Annotated in this window: 12 protein-coding genes; 2 read left to right on the top strand and 10 right to left on the bottom strand. The window is 57.7% G+C overall.

Annotated features, from left to right (window positions below; genetic code table 11):
* Window positions 1-88 precede the first annotated feature (88 nt).
* From MKI83_RS09355 to MKI83_RS09345, 3 genes are all read right to left on the bottom strand, one after another.
* Window positions 89-1,978: a PhoX family protein gene (locus MKI83_RS09355; protein ID WP_241585136.1), complete on the bottom strand. Its 1,890-nt coding sequence runs from the start codon at window positions 1,976-1,978 to the stop codon at window positions 89-91.
* 93 nt (window positions 1,979-2,071) lie between these two features.
* A complete protein-coding gene (locus tag MKI83_RS09350; protein WP_370867379.1) occupies window positions 2,072-2,956 on the bottom strand; it encodes a peptidoglycan DD-metalloendopeptidase family protein in 885 nt (294 codons plus the stop codon).
* Between the two features lie 159 nt (window positions 2,957-3,115).
* On the bottom strand, window positions 3,116-4,021 hold the full coding sequence (locus MKI83_RS09345; RefSeq protein WP_241585133.1) for a response regulator: 906 nt from the start codon (window positions 4,019-4,021) through the stop codon (window positions 3,116-3,118).
* A 43-nt stretch (window positions 4,022-4,064) separates the two neighbouring features.
* On the opposite strand from MKI83_RS09345, the gene MKI83_RS09340 reads away from it, so the two are divergent.
* On the top strand, window positions 4,065-4,652 hold the full coding sequence (locus MKI83_RS09340; RefSeq protein WP_241585132.1) for a copper chaperone PCu(A)C: 588 nt from the start codon (window positions 4,065-4,067) through the stop codon (window positions 4,650-4,652).
* A gap of 77 nt (window positions 4,653-4,729) precedes the next feature.
* Window positions 4,730-5,254, top strand: a complete 525-nt coding sequence (locus tag MKI83_RS09335) for a hypothetical protein (RefSeq protein ID WP_241585131.1) — start codon at window positions 4,730-4,732, stop codon at window positions 5,252-5,254.
* Between the two features lie 14 nt (window positions 5,255-5,268).
* On the opposite strand, the gene MKI83_RS09330 is transcribed toward MKI83_RS09335, so the two are convergent.
* From MKI83_RS09330 to pstA, 7 genes are all read right to left on the bottom strand, one after another.
* Window positions 5,269-6,576 (bottom strand): ATP-binding protein, encoded by a 1,308-nt coding sequence (locus MKI83_RS09330; RefSeq protein WP_241585129.1) that lies wholly within the window; start codon window positions 6,574-6,576, stop codon window positions 5,269-5,271.
* Window positions 6,577-7,191 carry a chemotaxis protein CheC gene (locus tag MKI83_RS09325; protein ID WP_241585127.1) on the bottom strand — a complete coding sequence of 205 codons (615 nt, stop codon included), beginning with the start codon at window positions 7,189-7,191 and terminating at the stop codon, window positions 6,577-6,579.
* Entirely contained in the window at window positions 7,191-7,550 is a 360-nt protein-coding gene (locus MKI83_RS09320) for a response regulator (protein ID WP_241585125.1), read from the bottom strand. The genes MKI83_RS09325 and MKI83_RS09320 overlap by 1 nt, the downstream gene beginning before the upstream one ends.
* A 156-nt stretch (window positions 7,551-7,706) precedes the next feature.
* Window positions 7,707-8,444: a hypothetical protein gene (locus tag MKI83_RS09315; protein WP_241585122.1), complete on the bottom strand. Its 738-nt coding sequence runs from the start codon at window positions 8,442-8,444 to the stop codon at window positions 7,707-7,709.
* A gap of 307 nt (window positions 8,445-8,751) precedes the next feature.
* Complete coding sequence (gene phoU / locus MKI83_RS09310) at window positions 8,752-9,477, bottom strand: phosphate signaling complex protein PhoU (RefSeq protein WP_241585121.1); 726 nt, start codon at window positions 9,475-9,477, stop codon at window positions 8,752-8,754.
* A 102-nt stretch (window positions 9,478-9,579) separates the two neighbouring features.
* On the bottom strand, window positions 9,580-10,413 hold the full coding sequence (pstB, locus tag MKI83_RS09305) for a phosphate ABC transporter ATP-binding protein PstB (protein ID WP_241585119.1): 834 nt from the start codon (window positions 10,411-10,413) through the stop codon (window positions 9,580-9,582).
* A 54-nt stretch (window positions 10,414-10,467) separates the two neighbouring features.
* Window positions 10,468-12,144: a phosphate ABC transporter permease PstA gene (gene pstA / locus MKI83_RS09300; protein ID WP_241585381.1), complete on the bottom strand. Its 1,677-nt coding sequence runs from the start codon at window positions 12,142-12,144 to the stop codon at window positions 10,468-10,470.
* Window positions 12,145-12,156 lie beyond the last annotated feature (12 nt).

Raw genomic sequence — 12,156 nt, 5'->3', positions numbered from 1 at the left:
TTCCTCATCAACTATAGGCAGGCTTGGGCCAGACAACAAAAAATCCCTGCCGCATTAACGGCAGGGCTTAGCGCAGCGCGGGGCTAACTTAGGCGCCGATCACGCCACCATCTTCGCGAGTGATGACGATCACCGAGGAGCGCGGCATGCCGCCATGCGGGAACGTCGACGGTGCTTTTTCTTCGCCCGGATGCTGAACACCAACAAACAGGGCGGTTGAGTCGGGGCTAAAGGTCAAACCGGTGATTTCACACGCCACCGGCCCCGTCAGGAAGCGTCGTAACTCGCCGCTGTTGGGATCAGCGCAAAGCATTTGGTTGTTGCCCATGCCAGCGAAGTCGCCTTGGTTGGAGTAATCACCGTCGGTTTGAATCCACAGCCGGCCGGCTGCATCAAAACCGATACCGTCTGGGCTGTTAAACATCAGCTCGGCGTTGATGTTGCTGGTGCCGGCGTACGCGGTGCCCGGATGGACCTTAGGGTTGCCAGCCATAAGGAACAAATCCCAGCTAAAGGTATCGCTGCTATGGTCAGCCGCTTGCGGCGCAAACCGCAGGATTTGCCCGTAATGGTTAGCCGCACGCGGGTTAGGCCCACCCACCGGTTGGCCTTCCGTGCCACGGTTTTTGTTATTGGTCAGGGTGCAGAACACTTGCTTGCCGCTGGGATGCACGGCCACCCACTCGGGGCGATCCATGGTGGTAGCGCCCACTTGGGTGGCGGCCAAACGTGCGTGAATCAACACGCTGGCTTGATCGGCAAAGCCATTGGCGGCGGTAAGGCCGTTCTGCCCGTGAATCAAGGGCAACCAACGGCCCTCACCACGAATCTCGCCGTCTTTGGCAGTGAACTGCGCCACGTACAAGGTGCCGTCATCCAGCAGATCGCGATTGGCCTTGGGGTTTGCGCGGTCCAACGCCTTGGCCGAGACAAACTTGTACAGGTGCTCGCCGCGCTCATCGTCGCCCAAATACACCACGACACGGCCATCGGCATTGATGTGGATAGCGGCGTTTTCATGCTTGAAGCGGCCCAAGGCCGTGCGCTTGACCGGTACCGACTGTGGATCATGCGGGTCGATCTCGACGATCCAGCCATGGCGATTGCACTCGTTGGCCTCTTTGGCCAGATCAAAGCGCGGATCAAACGCGTGCCAGCCAAAGCCTGCATCCACCGCTGCAACGCCGTAACGCTGCTGCGCGGCGCTGGGCGTCACCGCGGCAGCGCTGCCGAAGTAACCGTTAAAGTTCTCCTCACAGGTGAGGTAAGTGCCCCACGGAGTCATCCCGTTGGCGCAATTGTTGAACGTGCCCAGCACTTGACGGCCGCTCGGGTCCGCTTGGGTTTTCAACAAGGCATGCCCAGCCGCTGGGCCGCTGATGTGCATCGGTGTGTTGGCGGTGATGCGACGGGTGTACCGGCTGTCCAGCACGCGCTGCCATTGCCCGTCTTGTAGCGCGATCTCGATGATGGAGACACCGTGCGCCGCTTGATCCGCGCGCACATCCGCCAAGCTCTGCACTTTGCCGGCGGCGAACAGGTATTCCTGATTGGTGTATTCGTTGTTGATCGCCAGCAGCGCGCGCGTGTCGCTCAGCGGGAAAAAGCTCATGCCGTCGTTGTTATCGCCAAACTGGCGACTTTGTGCCGCTTCGCTGCGCTCGGTTTCACTGAAGGCCGGTGCATCAGCAAACAGCGGATCACCCCACGACACCAGCACTTGCCAGCGATAACCCGCCGGCAGCTGGATGGTATCCGCCGTCGAGGCGGCAATGCTGTTAAAGCCCAACAGTGGACTACCAGCACTGGCGGCCAGCGCTTGATTCAGCGGATTTAAGGTTAAGAAACTGGCCGCGCCAGCGGTGGCACCCACGCCTAAAAAGCGCCGGCGACTCAGGGCACGATCAATCAAGCCAGTCAGTGCAGGGGTGGCGTGGCGGGGATGGTTTAATTCGTCTTGCAGATCAAACTGGCTCATCGGGCGTCCTTTTAATTAGGCCATCTAAGGCGCCCAACGATGGCGAGCCTTGATGACAGTTAAACGACAAACCGATGTGTTTTTAGTGACTGGTCAATCACCACCGACGGCAAAATTGGGCAAGCTGTTAACCGGCTGGCTGAAATCGAACGGAATCGACTCCACCGCCATGCCGACATTGCGCTGCACCACAAAGTGCAGATGCGGGCCCGTGCTGTTGCCGGTATTGCCCGAGCGTGCCAATTGCTGACCACGCTTAACCCGCTGCCCCTCCATCACCGCAACCGAGCCGCGCATCAAGTGCAAGTACACGCTCATGGTGCCGTCTTCATGCAGCACGCGCACATAGTTGCCGGAAGGATTGTTACCGCGTCCGCTTTGCTGGTTTTCAGTTTTTACCACCACCCCGCCGCGCGCCGCCACGATGGGCGTGCCGACCGGCATGGCGATGTCCATGGCGTAGCGACCTTTGGCGGTGAAGTGGCTGTACTTACCATTGGCGCCTTGGGTTAAGCGAAACGGCCCACCCTGCCACGGCAACGGGTAGGCAAAACGTTTTGGCAGCAGGCGCGGATCACCCAAGGCCGTTTTTAGCCGTGGCTTATAGCGCATGGGCTGGCTGGCATCTTTAGGCGCTAAGGTCAGCAGGCGGATCTTGCTGCGCGGCGGCAGCACCCAATTGAGCGCCTTATCCGGCGCACCACTGACATTCGCCAGAGCACTCAAGCTGAGTTCGATTTGCACCGGCGCATGCAGTTGGTTATCCACAATCAGGGTATGCCCGGCCTCATGCTTTTGTGTGCTGAGTTTGACCTGGCTGTCGATGCGCTCAACCATGCGGTCACGGAACTGGAACACTTCCGCGCCCGGTGCCGCTTCATCGCTGTAGGTCACTACGCCGTTCTTATCGACGTACTTATAAACGGTCAACGCCGCCGCGCTACTTGCGTAGGCGAACAAAGAACAACTGGCGAGCATGACAACAAGCGAACGCAACATGGCCGTGAAACATCAACAAAGCATGGACTAAAAAGCCTAGCAGGCCACAGCCTGCGCGGCGAGGCGAGTTTATCAAGCTGTGAAACAGTCTGCGCCTAAGCCGTGCGGTGTTGCGCACAAAAGGCTTAATCAACCCGCTTACGCGCCTGGCGAGTAATGCTTTTGCACCGAGCCGCGGGCAATCAGGCGCGACAAGTAGTCGAGCTTCTGTGGATCTTTATCGACAAATCGAAACACCACCACCAGCCACTCGCTGCTGGGGGTGTTTTCCATCGCCGCAACGCTGTGCAAATAGCCATTGAGGCGTGCCACTTCATTGTCCGCGCCTTGCTGTAAGTCCAATACGGCGGACTCCAACACCTGCGGCAGCTGCTCTTGCACCTTCACCACCAGTTGCGCCTCTTTAAGGCTCAACGCCTTGATCACGCAATCACAGCTGCTGTTAGGCAACCGCAAGGTGCCCTGCCCACGCCCTGCCGGGGGCGCTTTGCTCGCCGAGCTGGCGGCTTTGGCCGCAGGTTTTGCCGCAAATGCCTCAGCCGCCACAGGCGGCGGGGTGTTGACCACCGGCGCTTTACCACCGGTCAAGGCATTTAGCGAATCATTACCAAACGCCGACGCTGCAGTGGGCTTGCTCGCTTGCTGAGCTAACAGTTGCAGCTTGCCCGCTTTGTTCAGCGCTTTTTTAACTTTGGTGATCAGCTGGTCATTGGAGAACGGCTTGCCGATGTAGTCCGACACACCGGCTTGAATGGCTTGGACGACATTCTCTTTATCGCCGCGGCTGGTCACCATCACGAACGGCACTTTGGCCGTACGCGGCTCGCTGCGTACCCAGGTGAGCAGTTCGAGGCCGCTCATCTCGGGCATTTCCCAGTCACACAACACCAAGTCAATATCGACCCGCGCGAGGATTTGCTGGGCTTTGCGACCGTTGATGGCCTCTTCAATTTGTACGCCGGGTAAGTGCGAGCGCAGGCCCTTCTTCACTAAGTCGCGAATGAAAGCAGCATCATCGACCACCAACACAGTTACTTTGCTCATGCAGCACTCCTAAAACCTGTTTCAAGCATAGACGCTGGCTCTCATGGCGCACGCGCAATGCGACAACCTGCCGCGCCATTTCCCCCTGATGTGCGTGCTAGAGTTTGCGTTTATTCCCTTTTTTGAGACCGCGATGAAAAACCCCATCCGCTTAGTCCGACTCATTGGCCTGCTCGGCCTACTGGCCACCTCAGGCGGCGTGCTTGCGCACGACTACAAAGCCGGTGAGCTGCACATCATGCATCCGTGGGCACGGCCACTGCCGGCTGTCGCCCCTAATGGCGGCGCGTTTGTCACCATCATGAACCATGGCGCACAAGCAGACCGACTGCTTGGCGCTCGCACCGAGCGAGCTGCCGTCACTGAAATCCATACCATGGAGCACCACGACGGCTTGATGAAAATGCGCCAGTTAGAGGCGGTGGACATTCCAGCCAACGGCCAGGTGCAATTACAGCCAGGCGCCCAACACCTGATGCTGATGGGGCTAAAACAACCGCTGGAGGCCGGCACCAGCTTCCCATTGACCTTGATCTTTGAGCACGCTGGCGAAGTCACCGTCGAGATCAAAGTCGAACAACCTGTCGATGCGCCAGTCGCTGACAGCAACGACGCGCATCAAAACCACTAATGGCTACGCGCCGGCTTGCCGGCGCTGCCATAGTTGGCTAGCGTGGGCGCATTGCTTGCATCAAGACAAGGAAGCGTATGCGCCCACTGCTCTCTCTCTCCACACTTCTTCTGGCTGCCGCGCTACTAAGCGCCTGTGACAAACCCGCAGAGGAGCTGCGCGCGCCGCTGGCCGATGCTGCGCCTAAGCAGCTGTGGGCGTTTATCCACTTTAACGTGCCCAGCGAAACCGGCATGGACAGCTATTACTACTACGGCCGCATCGCCCAGCCCTTGTACCGCCTGATTAAAAATAATCGCGCGCAACGCGGCTTTATCACCCTTGAAGAAGTGCGCTACTGGGGGAATGACGACAAAATTCACGCTTACGCCGACCGTGAAAACACCGGCGAAGTGGTGTTTCGTATTGAAGACATCAAGCAGATCGAGCTGATCGCCAACGCCCCGCAAGTGGGCTTGGGGTATGAGCAATACCGCGAAGCGAAACCGCTGCCGACGCCCGAGGACAACAGCCGCGAACAAGCTGGCAACGAGCCCACGTCAAGCAGCGCAAGCAGCCAACAAAATGGGCGCTTCCCCGCCAAGCCGCAAACGACTGAATAGTGGCGCAATGCCCCTTAAGCGTCAGCCTCGGCCGCTGCGGCCGGCTGACGCTGAGGTAGCCACACCGTGAAGCGACTGCCCTCACCCACCACGCTATCGACCGTCAAGCGCCCGTGATGCTTGTTGATGATGCTGTAGGCCAGTGACAAGCCCAAGCCGGTGCCTTTACCCACCGGCTTGGTGGTGAAAAACGGCTCAAACAACCGATTAAGATTGTCTGGGTCGATGCCGCAGCCGTCATCACGCACCTCAACAAACACCTCACCATCCTGCGTGCCGGTGCGCAGCCAAATATGCCCGCCTTCACCTACGGCGTGCGAGGCATTGATAATTAAGTTCATAAACACTTGATTAAGCTGCGCGCCGATGGCCTCAACGGCGGGTATGTCGCCGTACTCTTTGATGATCTCGACACGGTATTTGATCTCGTTCCAGATCACGTTCAGGGTGCTGTCTAGGCCATGGTGCAGGTCAGCCATGTTCCATTCGCTGCTGTCCACGTGCGAAAAATCGCGCAAGTCCACCACAATCCGTTTAACCCGATCTAAGCCACCTTGGGATTCGCGAATCAGCTCGGCAATGTCTTGGGTGAGAAAGTCCACATCGGCTTTTTTATTCAACGCCTGCACGGCGCTGTCTAGCTCTGGATTCCCTTGTGCCGCGATTAACGTTTGGTACTCGGTGAGCACGGCAAACACTTCATCGAAGTAGCCTTTGAGTGAGCCCAGGTTAGAGTTCACAAAGCCAACCGGGTTGTTAATTTCATGCGCCACACCGGCGGCCAGCTGGCCGATAGCCGCCATTTTTTCTGATTGCAGCAACTGGGCTTGGGTTTCTTCCAAGCGTTTGATCAGCCGTGTTTGCTCGTCTTTTTCCGCCTGCAGCAGCTGGTTAAGCTCGGCTAAGGCTAATTGCTGGACGGCAATGTCGGTCGCATCAGTTAGCGCCAAACACACCAAGGTGATCGCGCCGCCTTCTTCACGCAGCGGAAAAAATGTCGCGTTCTGAAACATTTTTTGCGCTTGCCCCGTGATGGGGCGACTGCCAGCAAAATCAAACAGATGGGGCCGCTGTTGCCACGCGCTAAAGGCCATGTTCTCAAGGGTGAAGACACTTTCGAGTTTTTTCTTAATCCAGAGTTCGGGCACTTCCGGGCACAACTCAAACAGCAACTGGCCGACCGCAGTCTCCGCCCGGGTGCCGCTGTTAACGGCCATAAAGTCATTCCAGAAATGCACCCGCGCCTCGGCATCCAACAACACCACGCCGAGGTTGATCTGTTGCAGCACCGAAGCCAGCGTCGGCATGCCCACGGTGGCCATTTAGAAATCACTCAAGAGTTGGTCTACCGCCTCGATCACCACGGCCGCTGAGTCGTCGGTGATGCACACCAGCAGATCGCACATAAAGCTGTGCGACTCCACCTCAAAGCGCACCTCCAGCACCAGCGACTGATAGCCCTGTAGGATTTGCTCTTGCAGTACCTCGCGCAGGGATTTGGCCCGCGCCATCAACGACGGCGAGCCGTAGCTGACCATGGTCTGAATCTGCTGGGCCAAGCCGTTGATGCAAGCGCCGGTAAGAATGTTGGTGACGTCCATCAGCAGCTCATCTTGGGTGCTGGCGTCCACGTCATCGCCGTACCCCATAAGCCCTGACAGCTCACTGGCCCCTTGCTCGCCAAAGCACACCAGCACCTCGCCACGGAGCTTGCCCAAAAAAGACTGACGCGTGACCAACATGGCTTCTTTGCCCAGCCCCAGTAAATCCAACACCTTGTCCAGCGTGTCGGTAACGGCATGCACGCGCGGCACCGACAAGGTGACAAATGTGCTGGTCAGCCGCGCTAAACGATCAGCGCTTTGCCCCATGGCCACGTTCATCAACTCTTGCAGCGCGTCGCGCTGGTCTTCGCTTAATACAGTCAGTTGGCTCATCAGATCAGACCTACATCGAACAGCGCCTGCTCCATGGCCTCAGGTGTGATGGGTTTTTTTACAAATGCGGCCGCGCCTAAGTTGCGCACACGCTCTTGTGCAATCGGCTGAATATCCGCGCTGATTACGATCACAATCGCGTTGGCATCTTCTTTTTTCAGGGCTTCAAGGGTGTTGAAACCATCCATGACTGGCATGGTTAAATCGAGAAAAATCACTTCAGCGGCACCGCTGTGGAAAGCCTCCAGCGCTTCGACGCCATTGCCCGCTTGGGTAATTTGCGTAGCAAAATCTTCGGGCAAGGCACGCATCACCAGTTTGCGCGACATGCTTGAATCATCGACGATCAGTACTTTCACGGCACTCCTCCAGCGCGGCCTGTGCTAGGCGAAACTGATCTAAGTAAGGTTGGTTTTTTGCGCTTTTGCCAGTTATGTGACGATTTTTCTTCTCATGCTAACGACAATGTTTTGGCTCGGCGTTGCACCGAGCCAAAACCTGAAGCGTGATGCGCGCTATTGCAGCTGGGCAATGCGCTCGGTCAGCGCGCGTGAGTGGCGGTCGACAATCAAGGGCGCATACGGCCGCCCAGAGCGCGTGCCCACCATGACGGCACCGTCATCGGAGTTCATGTCACTGAGCGCCACCTTAAGAAACTTCCAACGCGCTTGCGCTTTACCGTCTTGCAGTTGCGGATTTTTCGCCTTATCCGTTAAGGCCTCTTCGATACTGGCAATCAATACGGTATCGGTCTGCCCTAAGTACAAATCAGGCCGCTCGCGTAGGGCTTCAAACAAACCAAAGTAGGCCCGGTACAAGTACTGCACGGTCAGGTATTCGATGCGCTGTGAGAGGCCGTTAACCGCTTCGCCGCCGCTGGCCTCGATGGTCGCCAGCAAGGTTTGGCGCAGGGCTTCGGCAAGGTCTTCAGGGTAGGCCCACGGCATATCTTCTTCGCTGGGGCCAAAGGTCAAACCCTGCCGCAGCAAGCGCTCCAACTCGGCATGTTTGCTCGCCAGTTTGCTGGTGCTCGACGGCAAGCCGGCAAGCTGCGTGCTCAGTGTTTGCAGGTCTTGCTGCAGCCGCTCCGCATGTTTGGCTTGCGTGCCTTCACCGCGATACAGCAGCAGGCTGTTCACTGCTTGGCAGGCTTCGGCTTGAAATAAATCGTAAGGGGTATCCGCGCTGTGGGCTGCAAACGTCAACACGCTTAGGGCGATAGCCACACAGCAACGCCGTACTGCATACAACATTGCTTGCTTCCTTTTTGTTGTTGTTGGAAGGCTGTACTGAGGCACAGCACAGGCAATGTAACTGTATTCAAGGCACGAATGCTGTGCACTCGTCAGGAAGAGTGATTTTTTGACGTCAATGACATGCAGGCCGATGCAGCAGACTGGGAAACGTTTCGTTCCGTGACATTGTCTGCATCAGGGTAGAGAAAAAGGCGGGGCTTTGATCGAAAAAGACCCCGGTCCGCAAGCCGACACACAAAGTTTGGACCGGGGTGGATCTGGTGCGGCTACGCCATCGGTAGCCGGCTTAAGACAACTAAAACCATTAACGGCCGCGCTGAACTTCTTCTTCCATGCGGCTTAAGCCGATGTGGCGCACGTCGGTGCCCTGCACCAAGTAGATCACCAGCTCGGCAATGTTGCGAGCATGGTCGCCGATGCGTTCCAGCGAGCGCAACACCCAAATCACGCTCAGCACGCGGGAGATCGAGCGCGGATCTTCCATCATGTAGGTGACTAACTCACGCAGCGCGCTTTTGTATTCTTGGTCGACGGCTTTGTCTTGCTGCGCCACCGAGAGTGCCAGCTTGGCGTCAAAGCGGGCGAACGCGTCCAGTGCTTCTTGCACCATCTTGCGCACTTTGTCGCCAATATGGCGGATTTCAACGTAACCCTTGGAGTTATCGTTGCCGCCTTCGCTCAGCTCGATCGCGCGCTTGGCAATTTTCGACGCCTCGTCACCGATGCGCTCAAGATCGATCACCGACTTGCTGATGCTGATGATCAGGCGCAGGTCAGAAGCCGCCGGTTGGCGACGCGCCAGAATGCGCACGCACTCTTCGTCGATGTTGCGCTCCATCTGGTTAATCTGATCGTCAATTTCACGCACTTGTGCAGCCAAGCCGGTGTCGGCGTCAATCAGCGCGCTGATGGCGTCATTGACTTGCTTCTCGACCAATCCGCCCATGCCCAGCAGGTGGCTGCGCACTTCTTCCAGCTCTTCGTTGTATTGCTGGGAAATGTGGTGAGAAAGCCCTTCTTTATCAATCATGGTTCGCTCCGCGAAAGCCGCCTGCTGTGTGCGGCAAAAAATAGGGTCTGTCGACGCAACTGTAGACTAAGGCAGGGCTGGTTTATCCCAGCCCGCACTCACTTAGCCGTAGCGACCGGTAATGTAGTCTTCGGTCTGCTTATGCACCGGGTTGGTAAACAGGGTGTCGGTGTCGCCAAATTCCACCATCTTGCCCATGTACATGAACGCGGTGTAGTCCGACACACGCGCCGCTTGTTGCATGTTGTGGGTCACGATGGCGATGGTGAACTTGCTCTTAAGTTCGTAAATCAGCTCTTCAACCTTCAAGGTTGAGATCGGGTCCAGCGCCGAGCAAGGCTCATCCAACAACAGCACTTCAGGCTCAACGGCGATCGTGCGCGCAATCACCAAGCGCTGCTGCTGACCACCGGAGAGACCCAGCGCCGACTCGTGCAGACGGTCTTTCACTTCATCCCACAGCGCCGCGCCCTTGAGCGCCCACTCGACGGTTTCATCGAGCACGCGTTTCTTGTTGATGCCCTGAATACGCAGGCCGTAAACCACGTTCTCATAGATGCTTTTGGGGAACGGGTTAGGCTTTTGGAACACCATGCCGACACGGCGACGCAGCTCGGCAACGTCAACGCCCTTCTCATAGATGTTGTCGGTGTCGAGCAGAATTTGGCCGTCGATGCGGCAACCGTCGACCAGGTCATTCATGCGATTGAAGCAACGCAGCAGCGTTGATTTACCGCAGCCGGAAGGGCCGATGAACGCGGTCACGCGCTTGCGCGGAATACTCAGACGAATATCGTGCAGCGCTTGTTTGTTGCCATAAAACAGGTTGAGGCCCGGCACATCCAGCGCCACGGTTTCATCTTCCAGACGCAGGGTCTGCTTGCCACGCCCGAGGGCCGCCATGTCGATGCCGCGAGCTTGAGATTGCTGTTGCATGTTGGACTCCATAAAACAAAAGGCGGCGACGCTCGGCGGCGTCGCCCGCTGAAATTAGTGTTCGAGCGCTTTGTACTTTTCGCGCAGGTGATTACGAATCGCCACCGCCGAGAAGTTCAGCGTGGCAATCACAATCACCAGCAGCAACGCGGTGGCGTAAACCAAGGGGCGCGCGGCTTCAACGTTGGGGCTTTGGAAGCCCACATCATAAATGTGGAAGCCCAAGTGCATGATCTTCTGATCCAAGTGCAAATACGGGTAGTTGCCATCCAACGGCAGGCTGGGGGCCAGTTTAACCACGCCCACCAACATGAGCGGAGCCACTTCACCCGCGGCACGCGCCACCGCCAGAATCAAACCGGTCATCATCGCCGGGCTGGCCATGGGCAGAACCACTTTCCACAAGGTTTCAGCCTTGGTCGCACCCAGCGCCAGCGAGCCTTCGCGCACCATGCGTGGGATCCGCGCCAAGCCTTCTTCGGTGGCCACGATTACCACCGGCACGGTGAGAATCGCCAAGGTCAGCGAGGCCCACAGCAAGCCACCGGTGCCTAAGGTCGGCGCCGGCAGGGCTTCAGGGAAGAACAAGCGGTCGAGCGAGCCACCCAAGACATAGACGAAGAAGCCCAAGCCAAATACGCCGTAAACAATCGACGGTACGCCCGCCAGGTTGTTCACCGCGATACGGATAACCCGTGTCATCGCGCCTTGTGAGGCATATTCACGCAGGTACACCGCCGCCACCACGCCGAACGGGGTGACGAACACGGTCATCAACATCACCATCATCACGGTGCCGAAGATCGCCGGGAAAATACCGCCCTCGGTGTTGGCTTCACGCGGATCATCGGCGACGAATTCCCACAGCTTGCTGCCGTAATGGCTGAACTTAGCGCTCAAGCTCATGCCGTTGGGACGGTAGGCCCGCACCATTTTGCCGAGGTTAATTTCGATTTCACGCTCGTCGCTGGTCACAAACACGGCGCTGTCGCGGTTGAACTCGCCATGCAGGGCGGTCAGCTCAGCCTCCAGCACCTTGTATTGCGCGTCCAGCTCGGCGCGCTGCGCATCCAGATCGGCTTGCGCTTGGGCATTAAGTTGCCCCTTCAGCTCTAAGCCACGCTGCTTTAGGCGCAGGTCTTCAAGGCCATAGTTGATGCGGCCAATGTCTTTTTTCTCCAGCTTGACCACATCGCTGTGCAGGTCATCGACACGGGCTAGGCGGGCTTTCAGCTCATCCCACGCGGCTTCGCCTTCGGCGACCACTTGGCCATTCTCTTTAACCTGCTTGAGGCGGCCGTAGAAGTTGCCCCACTCGCGGCGCTCGACTGCCACCAACTCTGCGGGATAACGCTTGTTTTGCAGCCAATCGTCGACAATCCAGCTGAAATCGGCACCAAACACTTCACGGTTGCCGACTTTCATCAGCTCGCGGGTCATGAACTCCGGCGCTTCTTCCGTGACGGGATAACCAGCACCGCGCAGACGCGCACTGGGCACCTCTTCTTGCTGCACCACCTCACCGATCAATACTTTGGCGCTTTGCCCTGGGATCACGTAGTCGGCTTCGAGAATGTCCGCCGGCCAGAAGTGACCCAAGCCGCGCACCGCGATCAGGGTGAGCAAACCAATGGTCATGATGATGGCGATAGCCACGGCACCGCCGTTGAGCCACACCATCGGCGCGCCGCTTTTAAACCAGCTGCGCACGCTTTGTTGTTTACGCTTCAGAGACATGCTTTG

Source organism: Atopomonas sediminilitoris, from assembly GCF_022601735.1.
Classification (GTDB): Bacteria; Pseudomonadota; Gammaproteobacteria; order Pseudomonadales; family Pseudomonadaceae; genus Atopomonas; species Atopomonas sediminilitoris.
Note: the sequence above shows the minus strand (reverse complement) of the source record. Positions and strands in the feature narration are given on the sequence as shown.